The sequence below is a fragment of the Halostella litorea genome, from assembly GCF_004785955.1.
Taxonomy (GTDB): Archaea; Halobacteriota; Halobacteria; order Halobacteriales; family Natronoarchaeaceae; genus Halostella; species Halostella litorea.
Window position 1 is genome coordinate 1,311,240 of the sequence record NZ_SJER01000001.1, and the last position, 21,609, is coordinate 1,332,848.

The window sequence follows — 21,609 nt, forward strand, 5'->3', positions numbered from 1 at the left end:
GTGGTGGGGCCGTGAGTGCGGAGGAACGACGAGTCACTCACGCAGACGCACCTCCGTGGTGGGGCCGTGAGTGCGGAGGAACGAACGGCGAGCCGCCCATCTCACTCGCCCTCCGCCGGGTCCGGCAGTGCGATGACCGGTATCTCGGGGTCGGTGACCAGCCCCGTCGCGGTGTCGCCGGTCAGGAGCCGAACGATGCGGCTGCCGCCCCGGGGCCGGAACGCGACCGCGGTCGCGCCGGCGTCGGCCGCCGCCGCGAACACCGCGTCGACGACGTCCGTGTCGAAGGCGGTCCGGGTGTCGACCGCGACGGCGTCGCCGATCTCCGACTCGACGACGGCCAGAAACTCGGCGGCGTCCTCGCGGCGTTTGGCCAGCGGTGCCTTGTCGACTGCGCCGCCGGCCTTCTCGATGACGTGTATCGCCGTTACGCGTTCGACGCCGTCCAGATACGGGCGGAGCGCGGCGCCGGTGGCCCTGGCGTCGGCCTCGCTCGCGACGGGGACGACGAGGTGGGCGAGCGCGTTCACCGCCGACCCTCCCCGGCGGCCGCCGTCTCCGGCCGGTTCGGCGTCGTTCCGCCGCTTCGCTGGCCGGTTCCTGTGGTGGCCGTTACGCCCGGGTTCCCACTCCGGTCGGCGGCCGAACGAACGGGGTCGAGTCGCTTCATGTCCCCGACAACGGATCGCAGAAATATAAACTACCCGTCTCGTTTCCGCATTCAGTAATAATTATGGTACTAAATTGCTGATTACTGAACCACGGTGGCTCACGTTCGTCCCTCGCCAGCACCCCGAACGGTGAGATGAAGTGTGCCGTGGTGCTACGGGGGGCATGGACCATCGGCTCGACGAGATAGACCGTCGCATCATCTACGAGTTGATGTGCGACGCCCGGAACACCTCCGCGCCGACCATCGCGGACCAGGTGAACGTCTCGCCCGGGACGATCCGGAACCGGATCGACCAGCTGGAGGACCACGGGATCATCCGGGGGTACACCGCGGGCGTCGACTTCGAGCGCGCGGACGGCCACCTGACGAACCTCTACGTCTGCAACGCGCCGGTCTCCGAGCGGAAGGTGCTCGCACGGGAGGCGAGTGCCGTCCCCGGCGTGACCAACGTCCGCGAGCTGATGACCGGGCGGCGGAACCTGCACGTCATGGCCGTCGGCGAGGACACCGAGGCGCTCCGCCGCGTCTCCCGGGCCCTGTCGAAGCTGGGGCTGGAGATCGAGGACGAGACGCTCGTCGAGGCCGAAACCGACAGTCCGTACGGGGCGTTCGGCCCGGACGACGAGGTCCCGTCGAGCGAGGCGACGGACTTCATCAGCCTCACCGGCGACGCCAACGTCGTGGACGTGACCGTCAGGCGCGACGCGCCGGTCGTCGGCCGGACGCTGGAGGCGGCCGTCCGGGACGGCGTCCTCGACGACGACTCGCTTGTGATCGCCATCGAGCGCGACGACCGCGTGCTGACGCCCCACGGCACGACGGAGATCCGGCCGGACGACATCGTCACGGTGCTGTCCCGGAGCGGGAACACGGACCGCGTCATCGAGGCGTTCGCCGGGGACGGCGCGGTCGAGACCGTCGACTGAGGGGGACTCACGCGGACCGCGCCGCCGAGCCACCCGCGCTCCGCGAGCGCGGCCGCGATGCCGCCGTTTTATTGGGCCGAGCGCGTACGGGCTGGCATGATAGACCTGCGGAGCGACACGGTGACGACGCCCGACGAGGCGATGCGCGAGGCCGCCGCGACGGCCGAGGTGGGCGACGACGTGTACGGCGAGGACCCGACGGTGAACGAACTGGAGCGCCGCGCGGCCGAGGCGGTCGGCACGGAGGCGGCGCTGTACGTCCCGACGGGGACGATGGGCAACCAGGTCGCGGCCCGCACCCACGCCGAGCGCGGGCAGGAGGCGCTCGTCGAGCGCGAGAGCCACGTGTACAAGTGGGAACTCGGCGGCTTCGCGCAGCTCTCGGGCCTGCAGGTGCGGACGCTCGACGGCGGCGACCGCGGCGTGCCGACGCCCGAACAGGTCCGCGAGGGGTACGTCGAGGAGGACCTCCACCGCCCCGGCACCGGCCTGCTCTCCCTGGAGAACACGCACAACAGCAAGGGTGGGGTCGCCATCGCGCCCGAGAAGATCGACGCCGCCGCCGAGGCGGCCCACGACCTCGGCGTGCCGGTCCACCTCGACGGGGCGCGGCTGTTCAACGCGGCGACGGCGCTCGACGTGCCCGCCGCGCGGATCGTCGAACCGGTCGACTCCGTCATGTTCTGCCTCTCGAAGGGGCTGGGCGCGCCCGTCGGGTCGATGCTCGCGGGGAGCGAGGCCTTCGTCGAGCGCGCCCGCCGCAACCGGAAGCTGTTCGGCGGCGGGATGCGCCAGGCCGGCGTGATCGCCGGGCCGGGGCTCGAAGCGCTGGACAACGTCGACCGCCTCGCCGACGACCACGAGAACGCCCGGCTGCTCGCCGAGGGGCTCGACGCCGTCGACGGCCTGTCGGTCCAGCCGCCCGAGACGAACATCGTGCTCGTCGACGTGGCCGGCGCGGGGACGGACGCCGAGGAGTTCCTCTCGTTCTGCGAGACGGAGGGCGTGCTGGGGTCGGCGTTCGGCGAGACGACCGTCCGGTTCTGTACGCACCTGGACGTCGACCGCGGGGACGTGGAGGCAGCCGTCGAGCGCGTCGGAGCGGCGCTGTAACTACCGTCGCCCGTCGTCGACGCCCTCCTGGAACCCCTTGAGGGTGCGGCGGACCATCAGGTACAGAAAGAAGATAAGCGCCAACAGCCCGCCGACGATGAGGACGATAAACGGGTCGACCGAAGCCATGCGGCCGGCTACTCGGGGCGGGCGCAAATACGTTTCGACGGGCGCGACCCGGCGTCGAAGGGAGAAAGTTCATGCCGTCCCACAGGGATAACGGACACATGGCCGACCTCCTGCCCTCCACCTCGGACGCGTCTGCGTCCGAGAACGCGGACCCCCGGGTCGTCGGCGTCGACAGCGACGACGCCGACGACGTCCTCGCCGCCCTCTCCTCGGAGACCGCCCGCCAGTTGCTCGCCGCCCTCCACGACGACCCCGCGACGCCCTCGGCGCTCGCCGACGCCGTCGACACGTCGCTCCAGAACACGCAGTACCACCTCGAAAAGCTCGAAGGGGCCGAGGTCGTCGAAGTCGTCGACACCGTCTACTCCGAGAAGGGCCGCGAGATGAACGTGTACGCCCCCGCCGACCAGCCGCTGGTCCTCTTCGCCGGGCAGGAGGAGGAGACGTCCTCGCTGAAGACGGCGCTCTCCCGGCTGCTCGGCGGCGTCGGGGTCGTCGCGGCCGCCAGCATCGCGCTCCAGAACCTCGTCGGCAACACCCCGATCACCCCCCCCGGAACCGGCGGTGGCGGGGGCGGCGAGCGCGGCGGCGGTGCCGCCCCGGCCGACGCCGACGGCGGGAACGACGTCGGCTTCACGTCCGCCGACGGCAACGCCACCGTGTCGCCCACCGAGACCACGACCGGGGACGACGTGGGGATCATGGGTGAAACCACCGAGGCGACCGACGCGACCGACACCACGGTCGAGTTGACGCGGACGACGGTCGACGCGGCGGGGGACACGGTCACGGACCAGGCCGTCGCCACGGACGCGACGACGACCGCGGCGAACGAGACGGTCAGGAACGCGAACGAGACCGTCGCCGCCAACGACACCGCCGCGTCCGCGCTCGACATGGGGCTGAACGGCGGGATACCGCCCGGCCTCCTGCTGTTTGCCGCCGGCGTCATCGTCGTGACGGTGTGGGTGTTCTTCCGCCACGTCGACCGCTGACCGGTGACTAAAATCGCCGTTTGAGCTTACGACATCCTCTTTATATATTACCCGTAACGTAGGGATGCGGCCTCACGGCCCACCCCGACCCACCAGCCAGCCACCGACGGCCCACGCCGGACCGCTTCGGCCCTCCGATGGTCCCCGACGGCAGTCGATAGCCCTCGTCGTGACCACGCCCTCCGGGGCACCCCACCCCGCGTCCCCGCGGCCCGGCTGGTTCCCACCCGCCAGCCGGCCCGCCCTCCACCGCGATGCGGTCCGGCCGCGGCCGTCGGGCTCCGATTTTATCCGACGACGAACGTCTCGACCACCGTCCCGTCCGGCTCCAGTAGCCGCCCGCGGAGCGCGTCCCCGTCCCGCTCTAGCTCCGCGTACCCCGGCCGGTTGCCCCGCGGGTCGGCGTAGCTCCCCGGGTTCAGCAGCGTCACGTCGTCCGCCTGCGACACTGAGGGTCGGTGCGTGTGCCCGGAGACGACCAGGTCAGCGTCCCGCGAGCGACCGAACATCGCCAGCCCCGTCGCCCCGCCGTCGCGTCGATGGGTGAGCGCGACCGTGCGACCGCCGACGTCGAACGTCCGCGCCGCCGGGAGCCGGTCGCGCACCCCGGGACCGTCGGCGTTGCCGTGGACGGCGAACAGCCGGTCGCTCTCGGCCTGCAGGGCGTCGAGCACCGCCACGGTGGTGAAATCGCCCGCGTGGACGACCAGGTCGGCCCGGCGGACGGCCGCCACCATGTGGTCGGTCAGTTCGTGGTCCCTCCCGCTGTGCGTGTCCGAGCAGACGACTATCACGGCGGCCGCTTTGCGGGCGCGGGTTACGGGTCTTTCGTCCGAGGACGACACCCTCGACAGTGGTCGCGCTCACTGTTCCCCGGTGATCGCCCGAGCCGCTACCGGCGATCACCCGTGCTTGGCGAGAGCAACCACTATCAGTCCCCCCCGCGTACGGCGACCCATGAGCGAGCAGTCGCCGGGCCGCGCCGCCGATCCGGGAGGCGGAGCCGACGGCGACGCTGACGGACCCGGGGCCGACGAGAGCGGCGACGGGGACGAGGCGGCCGACCCGGACGGTGACACCGGGACGACCGGTGAGCCCGTCGCCCCGGCCGTCCGCGACGCGTTCGTCGACGCCGCGCCGCGGACGGTCGCGGAGGTGGCCGTCGCCGCCGACGCGCCCCGGGACGCGGTCGCCGACGCGCTGGCCGACCTCGAAGCGGCGGGCGAACTCCGGCGGCGCGAGGTGGCGGCGACCGGCGACGACGGCGCGGCGCGGACCGCGGTCGTCTGGCACCTCCCGGCGTCGACGCTCCGCGAGCGGACGCCGGAGGGGACCGTCGAGGCGGGCGACGCGGTCGACCGGGCGGTGGCCCGGATGGCGTTTCCCGGCGCGAGCCGGATGATGCGGGACTGGCGGCGCGACGCCGTCCGCGCGGTGGTCGCGTTCCTGCGCGAGGACGGCCCGGCGACGGCCGATGGGATCGTCGGCGCGGTGTACCCGCCTCACTCGGCCGGCTACGACGACCGCGACGCGTGGTGGGACTGCGTCCGGCCGCGGCTGCTCGCGGTCCCGGGCGTCGCCCACGACGACGGCGAGTGGCGGTACGACCCCTGACCGCGCCGCGAGCGCCGTCCGAGTCCTAACTTCTTTGTCACGGGCGGCCGCGAGTGGACGTGATGGCAAGCAGCAAATCAGTCGTCCTCGCCGCCCTGGTCGCCAACGGGGCCATCGCCGTCATGAAGTTCCTCGGCTACCTCCTGACGGGCAGCCCCGCGATGCTGTCGGAGACGTACCACTCCGTCTCCGACACGGGCAATCAGGTGTTTCTCCTGATCGGCATCCGCTTCGGCGCGCAGGACGCGACGCGGGCGCACCCCTTCGGCTACGGCAAGGCGCAGTTCTTCTACAGCTTCCTCGTCAGCGTGCTCCTCTTCGGCATCGCCGGCTGGGAGAGCGCGAAACACGGCTACGACGCGCTGGTCCACGGCGGCGTCCACCGGGCCAGCGAGGACGTCACCCTGTTTGGGGCCTCGTTCGACCCCATCCTCGTGAACTACGCCGTCCTGATCGGCGCGATCATCTTCGAGGCGTGGGCGTTCAAGAAGGCGTACGAGGCCATCACCAAACAGATGGCCGAGCAGGGCTGGTCGACGCTCCGCGAGGCGTTCCGCAAGACCAGCGACGTGACGACGCTGACGGCGCTGACCGAGGACGCCATCGCCCTGGGCGGTGCGGGGATCGCCCTGCTCGGCGTCTACCTCACCCGGGTGACCGAGAACCCAGTCTACGACGCCGCCAGCGCCCTGCTCATCGGGCTGATGCTGATGGGCTTTGCGGTCGCGCTGGCGTGGGAGAACAAGCGGCTCCTGATCGGGGAGAGCGTCCCGAAGGAGAAGGAGCGTGAACTCCGCGAGATCGTCGCGGGCGGCGACGGCGTCGTCGAAGTCGTCGACTTCCGGACGGTGTACTTCGGGCCGAACCGCATCCTCGTCGCCGCGGACGTGGCGTTCGACCCGTCGATCGACGCCGACGAGATGGACGATCTGATCACCCGGCTGGAGGACGACGTGATCGCGGCCAACTCCGGCGTGAAGAAGGTGTACATCGAGCCGGAGACGGCGTAGGCGGGGCGAGACTTTTTAATCGGTGGCGCGAAAGGACCCGCCGTGTCAGAGACGAACGGGTACATGCGCTTCTTCCCGTACGAGGACCCCTACGACGACCAGCGGGAGGCGATGGACCGCATCTACAACGCGCTGTCCCGCCGGCAGGACGTGCTGTTCGAGGGGGCCTGTGGCACCGGGAAGACGCTGTCGGCGCTCGTGCCCGCCCTGGAGTACGCCCGGGAGTCGGACAAGACGGTCGTCATCACGACCAACGTTCACCAGCAGATGCGCCAGTTCGTCACCGAGGCCCGCCAGATCACCCGCCAGGAGCCGATCAGGGCGGTCGTGTTCAAGGGGAAGGCGTCGATGTGCCACATCGACGTCGGCTTCGAGGAGTGTCAGGTGCTCCGGGACAACACGTACGAACTGATCGACGCCGAGCGGGACCGCGACCAGCTCGAACGCCGCCAGGAGGAACTGCTCGCGGAGAGCCAGGAGGGCGATGAGCGCGCCGCCGAGGCCCGCAGCGCGGTGATGGACGAACTCGACGCCGTCGAGGCGCAGGTCGAGGACCTGGAGGAGGCAAACACCTGTGAGCACTACTACAACAACCTCGCGGCCGACACCGACGAGTTCTACGACTGGCTGTTCGAGGACGTGCGCACGCCCGAGGACGTGTACGAGTACGCGGGCGAGCGGACGCTGTGTGGCTACGAACTGCTGAAAGACGGGATGGAGGGGGTCGACCTCGTCGTCTGTAACTACCACCACCTGCTCGACCCGGCGATCCGCGAGCAGTTCTTCCGGTGGCTGGGCCGGGACCCGGAGGACGTGATCACCGTCTTCGACGAGGCCCACAACGTCGAGGGGGCGGCCCGCGACCACGCGACCCGGACGCTGACGGAGAACACGCTGGACCAGGCGCTCGACGAACTCGACGAGAGCGACGACCCGCGGGCCGCCGCGGCGAGCAACGTCGTCGGCGCATTCCGGGCGGCGCTGGTCGAGACGTACGACGACGCGCTGGGCTTCGGCGAGCGCGAGCGCGTCGGCGAGAACTGGGAGGACGTCGCCATCGCCAACGAGGAGGGCCGCGACGACCTCACCCGCGCGTTCCTGCAGGGGTACACCGGCCCCGGCGTCGACGAGGACCTGGCGGCCGCGGCGGAACTGGGCCGGGAACTCGACGAGGAGTACGAGGAGGCCTACAAGCGCGGCGACGCGACGACCCGAACCGAGTGCCAGACGCTCCAGGCGGCGACCTTCATCTCCTCGTGGGTCGACGAGGGCGCGGCGCTGGGGCAGTACCCCGTCGTCTCGGTCCGCCGGGACGCGGGCACCGGCGACGTGTACGGGCGGGCCGAACTGTACACCTGTATTCCCCAGGAGGTGACGGGCCAGCTGTTCGATGAGGTGTACGCGAGCGTGCTGATGAGCGCCACCCTCCGGCCGTTCGACGTGATGGGCGACGTGCTCGGTCTGGAGTCGCCCGTGACGATGGCGTACGGGCTGAGCTTCCCGGCGGAGCGCCGCCGGACGTTCGCGGCGGAGACGCCCGCGCTGTTCGCCAGCGAGCGCGACGACCCGGACACGCAGGCGGCGGTGGCTGGCGCGCTCTCGGACGCCGTCCGCTTCACGCCCGGCAACACGCTCGCTTTCTTCCCGAGCTACGCCGAGGCCGAGCGGTACCACGAACTGCTGGACGTCGAGGCGACCGTCTACCGCGACGAGCCGGGCGACTCCGTCGAGGAGCTACGCCGGGAGTTCACCGACAGCGACGACGCCGTCCTGTGTACGTCGCTGTGGGGGACGCTGGCGGAGGGCGTGAGCTTCGACGGCGACGACGCCCGCACCGTCGTCGTGGTCGGCGTCCCCTACCCCCACCTCGACGACCGGGCGAAGGCGGTGCAGGCGGCCTACGGCGCGGCGTTTTCCGAGCGCGGCGAGGACGCCGGCTGGGAGTACGCCGTCGAGATCCCGACCATCCGCAAGACGCGGCAGGCGCTCGGCCGGGTGATCCGCGCGCCGGACGACTTCGGGGTGCGGGTCCTGCTCGACGAGCGCTACACGGAGACGGCGAGCGCGGAGATGGGGAAGTACGGCGTCCACGACTCGTTCCCGCCGGAGGAGCGGGAGGAGATGGTCGACGTGGACCCGACGAAGCTGAAGTTCGCGATGCTGAACTTCTATCAGGGGCTGGACGCGTACGACGGGGAGCCGCCGACGCCGTAGCCGGGGCGACCGGCCGGCGGCGCGGGCGGCCGACCCCTCACGCGGGCAAGGAGACGGTGCTGACGGTCTCGCCGTAGCGCGCGTCGCGGAACCGCAGTTCGTTGACCGCCCACGTCACCGGCTCGACGTCGAGTTCCGTCAGCCGCTCGGCGACCGCCTCGTCGCCGCCGCGGGCGAGGGTGACGTGGGGCGTGTACTCGTCGCCCTCCAGTCCGTCGACCGCGCCGAAGCGCTCGACGAGGCGGCCGTGGACCTCCCGGAGGCCGGGGCTCTCGACGCTCAGGTACAGCACCGGGGCCGGCCCCATCGGCGGGTTCGGGAAGTACCCCACGCCGGTGACCCCGACCTCGAACGCGGGCGCACCGGCGAGCGTCCGCCGGACGTCGTGCTGGACCGGCGGGAGGTGGTCGGGGTCGCCGAGCCGCTTGACCAGCAGCGAGTGGTGCTCCCGGATCTCGTCGAACGCCACCAGCTCCGGATGGAGGTCGGCGGCGAGTCGGGCGACGCGGCCCGGGATCGGGGCGTTGAGACTGAGCACGGCCGAGGTTGCGTCCGGGGTGGCAAGAGCCTGCCGGTCAGCGTTCGCTCTCAGAGCCGGTCAAGCAGCCAGAGCACGATGAGCACCAGCACGACCAGCGTCACCAGCGGCCGGAGCGGTCCGAGCAGGGCGAGCAGTCCGTCGACGAAGAAGCCGACTATCTCCAGCACGAGCAGGACCGCAAGCAGCCCGAGCACGAGCTTCAGCAGGGTCTCTACCTCGATGTCCCCCCTGGTATCACGCATACCCGGGCCTTCGCAGCAAACACCTAAGTACTCTGTGGCTACCGAGACGACAAGACATTTCCGAGCGCCACCGCGAGGGAGTATCGATGCAGGGACGCACGGCCGGAACCGTACGGGCGGCCTGTCTCGCGCTGGTCCTGCTGACCGCGGTGGCGGTTCCCGCGGTCGCGTCGCCGGCGTTCGACGGGGGGCAGGAGGGTGATCCGGCCCCCCACGAGGTGGTCAGTCAGGACGTCGAAACCGACGAGATACGGATCCTCGTCTCGGTCGACGAGAACGGGACCGCCCGGTGGGAGCTACAGTACTGGACGCGCCTCGACGACGAGAACACGACGCAGGCGTTCGAGGACCTGCGGCGGGACATCGAGGCCAACCCCGGGAACTACACCGCGGACTTCCGCGAGCGCATCGAGGGCACCGTCGGCGCGGCAGAGAACGACACCGGACGGGAGATGGCCGCGCGGAACGTGTCCGTCGCCGCCGACCGCCGCGCGATCCCCGACGAGTACGGCGTCGTCACCTACTCGTTCACGTGGGAGGGGTTCGCCGCCGTCGACGGCGACGGGATCCGGATCGGCGACGCGATACGCGGGTTCTTCCTCAGCAGCGAGACGCGGCTGACGGTCGAGTGGCCGGCGGGCTACGACGCCGACGTGTCGCCGGACCCCGACGACGGCGGCGACGCGTCCGCCACCTGGCGGGGGTCGATGACGGACTTCGCGTCCGACGAGCCGTCGATAGTTCTCACGCCCGCGGGCGGGGGGTCGGACGGCGGCGCTGACGGGGGCGGTGCGGCCGACGGCGACGTCGGATCGGGCTGGCTCCTCGCGGCGCTGGCGCTGGTCGGGGTCGCCGCCGCGGGCGTCGCCGCGCTCCGGTTCCGGGACGGCGGCCTCGGCGGGGCGGACGACGAGACCCCGGACGCCGACGACGGTGGGGCCGCCGCGGAACCGCCTGACGCGGGCGACGACGGCGATGCGTCTGCCGCCGCCGACGCGGACGGCGACGCGGACGACGGGCCACCCCCGGAACTGCTCAGCAACGAGGAGCGCGTGCTCCGCCTGCTCGACCAGCGCGGGGGACGCATGAAACAGCAGGAGGTCGTCGAGGCCTTAGACTGGACCGAGGCCAAGACGAGCCAGGTGGTCGGCGACCTCCGCGACGAGGGGAAACTGGAGAGCTTCCGGCTGGGCCGCGAGAACGTGCTGTCGCTCCCCGGCGAGGGGCCGGACGAGGCGGAGCCGTAGGGACGGCGGGGTGAGCCGGTGAACCGCTTCCCTCCGGCGAATAAAATCGGCTTAATCGACGTTGATCCGGACACAGGGACTTGCGTTTATATGTGGGTGTGGCCGCAACGATCGGCCGAGATGGACGGACGCACACTGGTCGCCGCCCTGGCCGTCGTGGCTGCGGTCGCGGTGGCGGTCCCCGCGGTCGCGGTGGCTGGAGCCGACGGCCCGGGGCTTCAGGACAACGAGACGAACGACACGACCGCGCCCGGCGAACGCCTCGCCGGCGTCGTCGGCGTGCAGGGCGCGGAGGTCGACGGCGAACTCGCCGAGCGCTCGTTCCGCGTCGGGCTGAACCGCTCGGCGGCCGGCGCGTCGGCGGTGGTCGACGAGCGGCTTCCGGCGCTCGAACGGCAGGTCGAGGAGATCGAACGGCGCCGGGCGGCGCTTTCGGCCGCCCGCGAGAACGGATCGATCTCCGAGGGCGAGTACCGCGCCCGGATGGCGACGCTGGTCGCCGAGAGCCGAAACGTCCGGCACATGACGAACCTGAGCAGCGAGGCCCTCGCCGACGAACCGGGCGTCCTCGACCAGGAACGCGGCGAGCGCATCCGGGCGCTCCGCCAGCGGGCCGGCAACGTGACGGGGCCGGGGATCGCCGAACTGGCGCGCGGCATCGCGGGCGAGCACGCCGGCGGCGGTCTGGGGCCGGGCGGCGGGCCGCCCGAGGACGTCGGGAACGCGACCGACGGAGACCGCGGGCCGGACGTCGGCCCCGGTCCGCAACGCGGGGCCGGCGCGAACGAGTCGACCGCCGACGACGGCAACACGACGGCCGACGGCGACGAGACGACGACCGCCGGCAGCGACGCGACGGTCGACGGGAGCGGTTCGACGCTGGCCGCCGTGGCTGCATCGGCGACAGCGACCGTCGTCCCGGAGCCGTAACATTTGCCCCGCCGGAAGGGTTTAATAGCCCCCTTGGCCTACTAGAGCGCACGATGAGCGACTTCCGTCGTCCCCGCGGGTCGAGTCACCCCGCCAGCGACGGATCCGCCCCCGTTTCTCCGCGACCGCGACGACCGGGCCTCCGTTAGGCCCACCTCTACTACCACTCCTCGACCCGAAACCCCACTCAACAGATGAGAGGTCTGTAAATCGACTATAGGCGTCTCTGAGCTTTTCTTACGGTATTAGAATAGAAGAATTTAATACCGTCAAGCGGGTTCGTTCGGACACAGATGGAACGCGTGGCACTCGCCTTCTCGGGCGGACTCGACACCACGGTGTGCGTTGGACTGCTCGAAGAGGAGTACGGATACGACGAGGTGATCGGCGTCACCGTCGACGTCGGCCAGCCCGACGAGGAGTTCGACGAGGCCGAAGAGACCGCGGAAGCGCTCGGCGTCGACCAGTACGTCGTCGACGCGCGAGAGGAGTTCGCCACGCTGTGTCTCGACTCGCTGAAGGCGAACGCGACCTACCAGGGCTACCCGCTCGGCACCGCGCTGGCGCGCCCGGTGATCGCAACGGCGATCCTAGAGACCGCGAAGGAACACGACTGCGACGCCGTCGCGCACGGCTGTACCGGCAAGGGCAACGACCAGTTGCGCTTCGAGGCCGTCTGGCGCGACTCCGACCTGGACGTCATCGCGCCCGTCCGCGAACTCGAACTCACACGCGAGTGGGAGATGGAGTACGCCGAGGAGCGCGGCCTCCCGGTCGAGAGCGGCAACGAGGGCGACTGGTCGATCGACACGAACCTCTGGAGCCGCTCGGTCGAGGGCGCGAAGCTGGAGGACCCGGGCTACGTCCCGCCGGAGGACATCTACGAGTGGACCGACGCCCCCGGCACGGCGGGCGATACGGACCTTGTTGAGATCGAGTTCCACGACGGCGAGCCGGTCGCCGTCGACGGCGAGGAGTACGGCCCCGTCGAGCTGATCGAGCACCTGAACGAGCGCGCCGGCGCGTACGGCGTCGGCCGCACGGACATGATGGAGGACCGCATGCTCGGCCTGAAGGTGCGCGAGAACTACGAGCACCCCGCCGCGACCGTCCTGCTGAACGCCCACGAGGCGCTGGAGGGGCTCGTCCTCACCCAGGAGGAGCGCGACTTCAAGGAGCAGGTCGACCAGCAGTGGGCGAACAAGGCCTACCAGGGCCTCATCGACGCGCCGCTCGTCCGCGCGCTGGAGGGGTTCATCGACGAGACCCAGTCCCGCGTCACGGGCACCGCGACGGTCAAGCTCGAGGGCGGGAGCGCCCGCCCGGTGGCCCGCGAGAGCGAGTACGCCGCCTACTCCGAGGACGCGGCGTCGTTCAACACCGAGACGGTCGAGGGACAGGGGATCACCCAGAAGGACGCCACCGGCGTCGCCAAGTACCACGGCTTCCAGGGTCGCCTGGCGAACGCGGTCACCGACGCCGCGAACCAGAAGACGCTGACGCCCGACGGCGGCGACGGCGAGGGGGACTGAGATGACCGAGGGGAGCTCCGGCGACGTGGTGCGTCGCGACCGCTTCAGCGGCGGCCCCGCCCGCGAGTTCCTCTCCTCGCTCGACGCGGACCGGCGCATCTTCGAGGCGGACCTTGCGGTCGACCGCGCGCACGTGACGATGCTCGCCGAGCAGGGCATCGTCGAGGACGCGGTGGCCGGCGAGATACTCGCCGCGCTGGACGACGTCGAGGCGGCGGGCCACGGCGCGCTCCCCGACGGCGAGGACGTCCACGCCGCCATCGAGACGGCGGTGATCGAGCGCGTCGGCGACGAGGGCGGGAAGATGCACACCGCCCGCTCGCGCAACGACGAGGTGGCGACCTGCATCCGCTACCGCCTGCGCGAGGACCTGCTGGACGCCGCCGAGGCGACGCTGGGGCTGCGCGAGGCGCTGACGGAGGCGGCCGCGGCACACGACGCGACGGTGATGCCCGGCTACACGCACCTCCAGCCCGCCCAGCCGACGACGGTGGCCCACTGGCTGCTGTCCTACGAGTCCGCGGTCGCCCGCGACACCGAGCGCCTGCTCGACGCGTATGACCGGACGAACCGCTCGCCGCTGGGCGCGGCGGCATTCGCGGGCACCCCCTTCGACGTGGACCGCGAGCGGACCGCCGACCTGCTCGGCTTCGAGACGGTCGTCGGCAACTCGATGGACGCCAGTTCGGCCCGGGACTTCCTGCTGGAGGCGACGACGGCGCTGGCCAACCACGCAACGACGCTGTCGGGGCTGGCGGAGGACCTGGTGCTGTTCGCGAACAGGGGGTACGTCGACCTGCACGACGACTACGCCTCGACGTCGTCGATCATGCCCCAGAAGAAAAACCCCGACACGCTGGAGCTGGTCCGCGCGACCGCGGGCGACGCAGCGAGCGGGGTCAACGGCCTGCTGACGACGCTGAAGGGCCTGCCCCGTGCGTACAACCGCGACCTGCAGCGCGCGACGCCCCACGCCTGGGTGACGGTCGACACCGTCGTCGAGGCGGCCGACGTCGCCGCGGGCGCGGTCGCCACCGCCGAGTGGGAGGCCGACGCGCTCGCCGCCGCGGCGGGCGAGGGGTTCTCGACGGCCACCGGCGTCGCGGACCTGCTGGCGATGCACGGGCTGCCGTTCCGCTCGGCCCACGAGATGGTCGCCGCGGCGGCCGAGCGCATGGAGGGACGCAGTGCCGAGGAGTCGGCCGAGGCGGACTACGACGCGCTGGACGCGGCGGCCCGCGAGGTGCTCGGCGACCCGCTGTCGGCGTACGTCGACCGCGAGGACGTGCTGGCCGCGCTGGACCCCGCCGAGAGCGTGGAGAGCCGCGACTCGGCGGGCGGCCCCGCGGCCGACGCCGTCGCGGCCCAGATCGGCGAGGCCGAGACGGCGCTGGCGGTCCACGGCGAGGCCGTCGAGACGGAGCGCGACCTGCTCGCGGACGCCGCGGAGACGCTCCGCGCGGAGGTGGCGTCGTATGACTGAGCGCCGTCCCGGGGGGCGGCGGGCGACCGGCCCGCCGCTGCCGCCGTCCCCGCGAGGGGACGAATAACACATTCCGAATCTGATATTGGAACACGAAACTCGGTTTTGAACGCTCCTACCTCCATTAGAGGTGGCTGCAGATTACTTAATTTTTCTGGTAAGTTCGAAGGGTTTAAGGTGTCTCCACGACGAGTAAGGGGTACAATGGCGGAATGCGTTGAGTGTGGGGCCGACGTCGCCCTGCACGACGACCTCGAAGCGGGAGAGATACTCGACTGTACAACCTGCGGCGCTGAGCTCGAAGTCACCGACACGAACCCGCCGGTCCTCGAGAAGGCCCCCGAGCTGGAAGAGGACTGGGGGGAGTAAGGTGACGCCGGAGCGGACAACCACGCAGCGAGCGCACGACGCGACGCGGACGAACGCCACCCAGACAGGACAATGAAGGTCGGCATGCTGTACTCCCGGATCCGCAAGGACGAGAAGCTCCTGCTGTCGGAGCTTCGCGACCGGGGCCACGACGTGACGAAGATAGACGTCCGGAAACAGCGGTTCAACATCGAGGACGCCCCGCCGGCGTTCGAGGGCCTCGACGTTGTGCTGGACCGCTGTCTGGCGACGAGCCGGAGCCTCTACGCCACGCAGTTCTGCGAGGCGTACGACGTGCCGGTCGTCAACTCCCCGGACACCGCGGAGGTGTGTGCGGACAAGGTGAAAAACAGCCTCGCGCTCACCCGCGCGGACATCCCCACGCCGAACACGGACGTGGCGTTCACCAAGGACGCCGCGATGGAGATAATCGAGGACTTCGGCTACCCCTGCGTCCTCAAGCCGGTGATCGGCTCCTGGGGCCGCCTGATGGCGAAGATCGACTCGAAGAGCGCCGCCGAGGCCATCCTCGAACACAAGGCGACGCTGGGCCACTACGAGCACAAGGTGTTCTACGTCCAGGAGTTCGTCGAGAAGCCGGGCCGGGACATCCGCGTGCTGGCGACCGACGGCGAGCCCGTCGCCGCGATGGTCCGCTCGTCGGACCACTGGCTCACCAACGCCGCACAGGGCGCCGAAACCGCGGAGTTCGAACTCGACGACGAGGCCAGGGAACTCGTCGAGCGCGCGAGCGACGCCGTCGGCGGCGGCCTGCTCGGCGTCGACCTGATGGAGACGGGTGACAGCTACACCGTCCACGAGGTGAACCACACCGTCGAGTTCAAGGCGCTGAACGACACGACGGATATCGACGTGCCCGCCGCCGTCGTCGACTGGCTGGAGGCGACCGCCGCGGAGAAGAAAGAGGTGACCGCGCAGTGACGCTCTCGGCGACGGTCGTCGGCGGGAGCGGCTTCACCGGCGGGGAACTGCTGCGGCTGCTCGTCGGCCACCCGGAGTTCGAGGTGGCCCAGGCGACCAGCCGGAGCTACGACGGCAAGAGCGTTGGCTCGGTCCACCCGAACCTGCGGGGGACCGACCTGCGCTTCTCGGACCCCGCGGACCTGGAGAGCGTCGACGTCCTGTTCGCCGCGACGCCCCACGGCGTCTCGATGGAGCGGATCGACGCGTTCCGCGACGCCGCCGACACCGTGGTCGACCTCTCGGCGGACTTCCGGCTGGACTCCGAGGCGGCGTACGACGAGTGGTACGACGGCCACAGCCGGCCGGAACTGCTCGACGAGGCCGAGTACGCGCTCCCGGAGATCAACCGCGAGAACCTCGCGGGCGCGGACCTGATCGCCTCCGGCGGCTGCAACGCCACGGCGACGATCCTCGGCCTCTACCCGCTGTTCGCCGACGGCGTCCTCTCGGGCGACGAGCAGGTCGTCGTCGACGTGAAGGTCGGCTCCTCGGAGGGCGGCGCGGGCGGCGGCGAGGCGTCGTCGCACCCGGAGCGCTCGGGCGTCGTCCGCCCGTACGCGCCCACCGGCCACCGCCACGAGGCCGAGATAGAGCGGTTCCTCGGCACCTCCGTCTCCTTCACCTGCCACGCGGTGGACATGATCCGCGGCGCGTCCGCGACCTGCCACGTGTTCCCGGACGGCCCCGTCTCGAAGGGCGACCTCTGGGGCGCGTACCGTGGGACCTACGAGGACGAACCGTTCGTCCGCATGGCGGCCGGCGGCTCCGGCGTGTACCGCTACCCCGAGCCGAAGGCCGTCGCCGGGACGAACCACGCCGAGGTCGGCTTCGAACTGGACCCCTCGAACAAGCGCCTCGTCGTCTTCTCGGCCATCGACAACATGATGAAGGGGTCGGCGGGCCAGGCCGTCCACGCGGCCAACGTCGCGCTCGGCTTCGAGGAGACGGCGGGCCTGGAGTTCCAGGGGCTCCACCCCGTCGGCGCACCGTGACCCGATTTTCGACGATGCAGACAGACACCGAGTTTTCAGTACCACAATGACAGTAGTAGTCAAGATCGGCGGCGCGCGCGCCGTCGACCCGGAAGGCGCACTGGCGGACGTGGCCCACCTGACGGCCAACGGCGAGGACGTGGTCGTCGTCCACGGCGGGTCGACGGCCGTCGACGAGACGCTGGAGCAGTTGGGCGAGGAACCGGAGTACGTCGAGACGCCGGGCGGCGTCGTCGGGCGGTTCACCGACGAGCGGACGATGGAGGTGTTCGAGATGGTGCTGCCCGGCAAGCTAAACACCGACCTCGTCGCCGCGCTCCAGGCGGAGGGCGTCGACGCACTCGGCCTGTCGGGCGTCGACGGCAAACTGCTCACCGGACCGCGGAAGTCCGCGGTCCGGGTCGTCGAGGACGGCAAGAAGAAGATCCGGCGCGGCGACCACTCCGGCAAGGTCGAGGACGTGAACGCGGACCTGCTGGAGACGCTGCTCGGCGACGGCTACACGCCGGTCGTCACCGTCCCGATGCTCGCGCCGGAGGACGGCAGCACGCCCGTCAACGCCGACGCGGACCGCGCGGCGGCCGCCGTCGCGGGCGCGCTCGGCGCGGACCTGGTCGTCCTCACCGACGTCGCCGGCGTGTACGAGGACCCCGACGACGAGTCGACGCTGATCGACGCGGCGTCGACGCCCGCCGAGTTCGAGCGCGTCGAGGACGCCGCGGAGGGGTTCATGACGAAGAAGGTGATGGCGGCGACCGAGGCCCTGGAGGGCGGCGCGGCGTCGGTCACCGTCGCGGACGCGAACGTCAACGACCCCATCGTCGCCGCGCTGGACGGGCACGGGACGACGATCACGCCCGGCGCGGTCGGCGCTGCGGTCGACGGGGGTGTCGACGGATGAGCGGCTTCGTCTTCTCCGAGAAACCGATCCGGATCGAGCGCGGCGACGGCCCGTACCTCTACGACGACGACGGCAACGAGTTCCTCGACATGGGCGCGTCGTACGCCTGCGTCCCGCTGGGCCACGGCCACCCCGCGGTGACCGACGCCGTGGTCGAGCAGGTCGAGAAGCTCACCTTCGTGCAGGCGTCCTACCCCAACGCCGCGCGCACGGCGCTGTACGAGCGCCTCGCGGGGACCGCACCGGACCCCATCGACAAGGTGTGGCTCTGCAATTCCGGTACCGAGGCCAACGAAGCCGCGCTGAAGTTCGCCCGCGCCGCGACGGGGAACTCGAAGCTCGTCGCGACGATGCAGGGCTTCCACGGCCGCACGATGGGGTCGCTCGCGACGACCTGGAAGAGCAAGTACAAGGAGCCCTACGAGCCGCTGGCCGGCGACGTGGAGTTCGTCCCCTACGACGACGCCGAGGCGCTCGCCGAGGCCGTCGACGGGGACACCGCGGGCGTCATCGTCGAACCGGTACAGGGCGAGGGCGGGATCAACCCCGCCTCGACCGAGTACCTGCGTGCGGCCCGCGAGGTCACCGAGGACGTCGGCGCGGCGCTGATCTTCGACGAGGTCCAGACCGGGATGGGCCGCACCGGCGCGCTGTGGAACTGCCAGCGGGCGGGGGTCACCCCCGACATGATCACCGCCGCGAAGGGGCTGGCGAACGGCCTGCCGATGGGCGCGACGCTGTGTCGCGACTGGATCGCGGAGGACTACGGCTCGCACGCCTCGACGTTCTCGGGCGGTCCCGTCGTCTCCGCGGCGGCGGGCGCGACGGTCGACGCCATCGTCGAGGACGGCGTGGCCGACGACGCCGCGGCGACCGGCGAGTACCTGCAGGCCGAACTGGAGGCCGCGCTCGGCGACGACGTGCGCGAGGTCCGCGGCGAGGGACTGCTGGTCGGCGTCGAGGTCGGCCGCGGCGCGAACCGCGCGCTGAAGGAACTGGCGATGAACCACGGCGTGCTCGCGCTCCCGGCCGGCCGGACCGTCGTCCGCCTGCTCCCGCCGCTGACGATAGACGAATCCCACGTCGACGAGGTGGTCGACGCGATGGAGGCCGTCGTCACATGAGCGCAAGCGCCGCCGTCACCGACGAGGAGGCCCGCGACCTGCTCGTCGACCTCGTGTCGACCCCCTCCCCCACCGGCGAGGAGGCCGCGGCCGCCGAGCGCCTCGTCGAGTTCTTCGAGGCCCGCGGCCGCGACGCGTGGCTCGACGACGTCGGCAACGTCCGCGCGCCGGCCGACGACGCCGTCCTGCTGACCTCCCACGTCGACACCGTGCCCGGCGAGATACCCGTCGAAGTGGACGACGACGGCAACCTGTGGGGCCGCGGCTCCGTCGACGCCACCGGCCCGCTCGCGGCGATGGCCGCCGCGGCGGTGCGGACGGGCGTCTCCTTCGTCGGCGTCGTCGGCGAGGAGACCGACTCGCGGGGGGCGCGCCACCTCGTCGACGACCGGGACGCGCCCGACGCCGTCGTCAACGGTGAGCCGAGCGGCTGGGACGGCATCACGCTCGGCTACCGCGGCTTCCTCGCGGGCACCTACGTCGCCACCAGCGAGTCCGGCCACACCTCCCGGCCCGAGCCGAACGCGATCCAGGACGGGATCCGCTGGTGGTCCCGCGTCGAGGACGCGTTCGAACCGGACGAGTGGGAGCCGGTGTTCGAACAGGTGACCACGAAGCCCGTCTCGTTCGACGGCGGCTTCACCGCCGACGGCCTCTCCGTCGAGGCGACGATGGACGTCCAGCTGCGGATCCCGCCCGAGCGGACCGCCGCGGCCGTCCGGGAGATCGCCGACGGCGAACTGGAGTCGGGCACCGTCACCTGGGAGGAGCCGATCCCCCCGGTGATGGAGAACCCCCGGAACGCGGTCGCCCGCGCCTTCCGGGCGGCGATCCGCGCCGAGGACGGCGACCCCCGCCTGCTCCGCAAGACCGGCACCAGCGACATGAACCTCTACGCGCGGGCCTGGGACTGCCCGATGGCGACCTACGGCCCGGGCGATTCGGACCTGGACCACGCGCCGAACGAACACCTGCCGCTCGACGAGTTCGACCGCTCCATCGCGGTCCTCGAACGCGTCGCCGACCGCCTCAAACCATGACCGAGAACTTCCTCGACGTCGACGACCTCTCCCCGGACGAACTGACCGCCGTCCTCGACAAGGGGGCGGCGTACAAGGAACTGCTCGCGGACGGCGAACCCCACCGCGACCTGCCCGACCGGACGCTGGGGATGCTGTTCCAGAAGCCCTCGACGCGGACCCGCGTCTCCTTCGAGACGGGGATGACCCAGCTGGGCGGCCACGCCGTGTTTCTCGGCGAGAACGACATCCAGCTCGGCCGCGGCGAGCCGCTGAAAGACACCGCGCGGGCGCTATCGGGGTACGTCGACGCCCTGATGGCCCGCGTGTTCAAGCACCGGAACGTCGAGGTGCTGGCCGAGTACGCCGACGTGCCCGTCGTCAACGGGCTGACCGACGACGCCCACCCCTGTCAGACGCTCGCGGACCTGCTGACGATCCGCGAGACGGAGGGCGGCTTCGACGACGTCTCCGCCGCCTGGGTCGGCGACGGCAACAACGTCGCCCAGTCGTTCGCGCTCGGCTGTGCGCTGACGGACGTCGACCTCACGGTCGCCACGCCGGAAGGGTACGGCGTCGACGACGACGTGGTCGAGCGCGCCCGCGACCTCGGCGGCGACCCGACGGTGACACACGACCCCGTCGCGGCCGCCGAGGACGCCGACGTGATCTACACCGACGTGTGGATCAGCATGGGACAGGAGGACGAGCGCGACGTGCGGATGAACGACTTCGAGGGGTTCCAAGTGTGCGATGACCTGCTCGACCACGCCGCGCCCGACGCGACGGTGCTGCACTGCCTGCCGGCCCACCGCGGCGAGGAGATAACCGACGCCGTCATCGAGAGCGACCGCTCGCTCGTCTGGCGGCAGGCGGAAAACCGGATGCACGCCCAGAAGGGGCTGCTCGCGTACCTGCTGGACGCGTAGCTACCGGACCGCCGCGGACAGCAGCGCCCCCGCGAGTCCGCCGTACACGACGTGGCCGACCAGCGGCATCACGCCGAGAAAGGGCACCTCGGGCGCGCCGGACAGGCCGACGCCGTTGAGCCACAGCGGCCACAGGAACACGATGTTCACAGCCCAGAGCGCGAGGCCGTACGCGACCCCGGCTCCGGCTCCTTTCAGCGGGTTGCGAACGGCCGTCCGGAGCGGTTCGCGGTCCACGACGAGGCCCAACAGCGCGCCGAACAGCGCGCTGTGGACGACGTGGGCGACCCACCCGACCGAGAGGCTCGGCTCGCCGAGCGTGTACATCGCGCCGATGGCGGTCATCCGTTGCAGCCGGAACTGGATGAGCAGGCCGAACGCGAGGCCCGCGACCACCCCGGCGAGCGCCCCGTACAGGACGTAGGCGTTGCTCCGCTCGGTCCGCAGCCCCACTTCGTCGGTCGTGGCCATAGTCGCCGCTCTCCCGCCGCCGGTAAAGTGTTGGGCCGCTGATGCGCGTCGCGCACACGTCCCCGCGGGAACGGTCGTCGTCGGGTCCGCGCGTCGCCCGCCGGCCATCGCGAAGCGGTTCGGCTCCTGCGTGGGCGTTCGACCGCGGCTACAAACACTCATACGCCTCGA

Annotated in this window: 23 protein-coding genes; 17 read left to right on the forward strand and 6 right to left on the reverse strand. The window is 71.2% G+C overall.

Annotation, left to right across the window (positions count from 1 at the left end; translation table 11 throughout):
• Positions 1-101: 101 nt before the first annotated feature.
• The gene (locus tag EYW40_RS12285) at positions 102-530 is read right to left on the reverse strand and encodes a universal stress protein (RefSeq protein WP_135821889.1); all 429 of its coding nucleotides are present in this window, start codon (positions 528-530) and stop codon (positions 102-104) included.
• A 304-nt stretch (positions 531-834) separates the two neighbouring features.
• On the opposite strand from EYW40_RS12285, the gene EYW40_RS12290 reads away from it, so the two are divergent.
• Positions 835-1,599: an Lrp/AsnC family transcriptional regulator gene (locus EYW40_RS12290; RefSeq protein WP_135821890.1), complete on the forward strand. Its 765-nt coding sequence runs from the start codon at positions 835-837 to the stop codon at positions 1,597-1,599.
• Between the two features lie 96 nt (positions 1,600-1,695).
• Complete coding sequence (locus tag EYW40_RS12295) at positions 1,696-2,712, forward strand: threonine aldolase family protein (RefSeq protein ID WP_135821891.1); 1,017 nt, start codon at positions 1,696-1,698, stop codon at positions 2,710-2,712.
• Here EYW40_RS12295 and EYW40_RS20320 read toward each other — a convergent pair whose 3' ends face one another.
• On the reverse strand, positions 2,713-2,841 hold the full coding sequence (locus tag EYW40_RS20320; protein ID WP_259370030.1) for a DUF7859 family protein: 129 nt from the start codon (positions 2,839-2,841) through the stop codon (positions 2,713-2,715).
• Between the two features lie 98 nt (positions 2,842-2,939).
• On the opposite strand from EYW40_RS20320, the gene EYW40_RS12300 reads away from it, so the two are divergent.
• On the forward strand, positions 2,940-3,836 hold the full coding sequence (locus EYW40_RS12300; protein WP_135821892.1) for an ArsR/SmtB family transcription factor: 897 nt from the start codon (positions 2,940-2,942) through the stop codon (positions 3,834-3,836).
• A 287-nt stretch (positions 3,837-4,123) separates the two neighbouring features.
• Here EYW40_RS12300 and EYW40_RS12305 read toward each other — a convergent pair whose 3' ends face one another.
• Positions 4,124-4,630 carry a metallophosphoesterase gene (locus tag EYW40_RS12305; RefSeq protein WP_135821893.1) on the reverse strand — a complete coding sequence of 169 codons (507 nt, stop codon included), beginning with the start codon at positions 4,628-4,630 and terminating at the stop codon, positions 4,124-4,126.
• Between the two features lie 163 nt (positions 4,631-4,793).
• Between EYW40_RS12305 and EYW40_RS12310 the strand changes: the two genes are divergently transcribed.
• The 3 genes from EYW40_RS12310 to EYW40_RS12320 all read left to right on the forward strand — a co-directional run bounded on the left by EYW40_RS12310 (position 4,794) and on the right by EYW40_RS12320 (position 8,674).
• Positions 4,794-5,450 (forward strand): hypothetical protein, encoded by a 657-nt coding sequence (locus EYW40_RS12310; protein ID WP_135821894.1) that lies wholly within the window; start codon positions 4,794-4,796, stop codon positions 5,448-5,450.
• Between the two features lie 62 nt (positions 5,451-5,512).
• Positions 5,513-6,460 carry a cation diffusion facilitator family transporter gene (locus EYW40_RS12315; protein ID WP_135821895.1) on the forward strand — a complete coding sequence of 316 codons (948 nt, stop codon included), beginning with the start codon at positions 5,513-5,515 and terminating at the stop codon, positions 6,458-6,460.
• Between the two features lie 42 nt (positions 6,461-6,502).
• Complete coding sequence (locus tag EYW40_RS12320) at positions 6,503-8,674, forward strand: ATP-dependent DNA helicase (RefSeq protein WP_135821896.1); 2,172 nt, start codon at positions 6,503-6,505, stop codon at positions 8,672-8,674.
• Between the two features lie 37 nt (positions 8,675-8,711).
• Here EYW40_RS12320 and EYW40_RS12325 read toward each other — a convergent pair whose 3' ends face one another.
• Together EYW40_RS12325 and EYW40_RS12330 are read right to left on the reverse strand one after the other, a co-directional pair.
• Entirely contained in the window at positions 8,712-9,212 is a 501-nt protein-coding gene (locus EYW40_RS12325) for a 2'-5' RNA ligase family protein (protein WP_135821897.1), read from the reverse strand.
• Between the two features lie 50 nt (positions 9,213-9,262).
• Positions 9,263-9,457, reverse strand: a complete 195-nt coding sequence (locus EYW40_RS12330) for a DUF7554 family protein (RefSeq protein ID WP_135821898.1) — start codon at positions 9,455-9,457, stop codon at positions 9,263-9,265.
• Between the two features lie 86 nt (positions 9,458-9,543).
• Between EYW40_RS12330 and EYW40_RS12335 the strand changes: the two genes are divergently transcribed.
• The 11 genes from EYW40_RS12335 (at position 9,544) to argF (ending at position 20,967) form a co-directional block, all read left to right on the forward strand.
• Positions 9,544-10,704, forward strand: a complete 1,161-nt coding sequence (locus tag EYW40_RS12335) for a helix-turn-helix transcriptional regulator (RefSeq protein WP_135821899.1) — start codon at positions 9,544-9,546, stop codon at positions 10,702-10,704.
• Between the two features lie 120 nt (positions 10,705-10,824).
• Complete coding sequence (locus EYW40_RS12340) at positions 10,825-11,634, forward strand: hypothetical protein (RefSeq protein WP_135821900.1); 810 nt, start codon at positions 10,825-10,827, stop codon at positions 11,632-11,634.
• 293 nt (positions 11,635-11,927) lie between these two features.
• A complete protein-coding gene (locus EYW40_RS12345) occupies positions 11,928-13,166 on the forward strand; it encodes an argininosuccinate synthase (RefSeq protein ID WP_135821901.1) in 1,239 nt (412 codons plus the stop codon).
• Between the two features lies 1 nt (position 13,167).
• Complete coding sequence (argH, locus tag EYW40_RS12350) at positions 13,168-14,649, forward strand: argininosuccinate lyase (RefSeq protein WP_135821902.1); 1,482 nt, start codon at positions 13,168-13,170, stop codon at positions 14,647-14,649.
• A 204-nt stretch (positions 14,650-14,853) separates the two neighbouring features.
• Positions 14,854-15,018, forward strand: coding sequence for a lysine biosynthesis protein LysW (gene lysW / locus EYW40_RS12355; protein WP_135821903.1), 165 nt, complete (start codon positions 14,854-14,856; stop codon positions 15,016-15,018).
• Between the two features lie 72 nt (positions 15,019-15,090).
• Positions 15,091-15,960: a lysine biosynthesis protein LysX gene (lysX, locus tag EYW40_RS12360; protein ID WP_135821904.1), complete on the forward strand. Its 870-nt coding sequence runs from the start codon at positions 15,091-15,093 to the stop codon at positions 15,958-15,960.
• Positions 15,957-16,994: an N-acetyl-gamma-glutamyl-phosphate reductase gene (gene argC / locus EYW40_RS12365; RefSeq protein ID WP_135821905.1), complete on the forward strand. Its 1,038-nt coding sequence runs from the start codon at positions 15,957-15,959 to the stop codon at positions 16,992-16,994. Before lysX ends, argC begins: the two co-directional genes overlap by 4 nt.
• Before the next feature lie 46 nt (positions 16,995-17,040).
• Complete coding sequence (locus EYW40_RS12370) at positions 17,041-17,895, forward strand: acetylglutamate/acetylaminoadipate kinase (protein ID WP_135821906.1); 855 nt, start codon at positions 17,041-17,043, stop codon at positions 17,893-17,895.
• Positions 17,892-19,019, forward strand: coding sequence for an aspartate aminotransferase family protein (locus EYW40_RS12375; protein ID WP_135821907.1), 1,128 nt, complete (start codon positions 17,892-17,894; stop codon positions 19,017-19,019). The genes EYW40_RS12370 and EYW40_RS12375 overlap by 4 nt, the downstream gene beginning before the upstream one ends.
• Positions 19,016-20,059: a [LysW]-lysine hydrolase gene (locus EYW40_RS12380; RefSeq protein ID WP_135821908.1), complete on the forward strand. Its 1,044-nt coding sequence runs from the start codon at positions 19,016-19,018 to the stop codon at positions 20,057-20,059. Before EYW40_RS12375 ends, EYW40_RS12380 begins: the two co-directional genes overlap by 4 nt.
• The gene (gene argF / locus EYW40_RS12385; protein ID WP_135821909.1) at positions 20,056-20,967 is read left to right on the forward strand and encodes an ornithine carbamoyltransferase; all 912 of its coding nucleotides are present in this window, start codon (positions 20,056-20,058) and stop codon (positions 20,965-20,967) included. Before EYW40_RS12380 ends, argF begins: the two co-directional genes overlap by 4 nt.
• Here the strand turns inward: argF and EYW40_RS12390 are convergent, their stop codons facing one another.
• On the reverse strand, positions 20,968-21,438 hold the full coding sequence (locus EYW40_RS12390; protein ID WP_135821910.1) for a hypothetical protein: 471 nt from the start codon (positions 21,436-21,438) through the stop codon (positions 20,968-20,970).
• Positions 21,439-21,609: the final 171 nt, after the last annotated feature.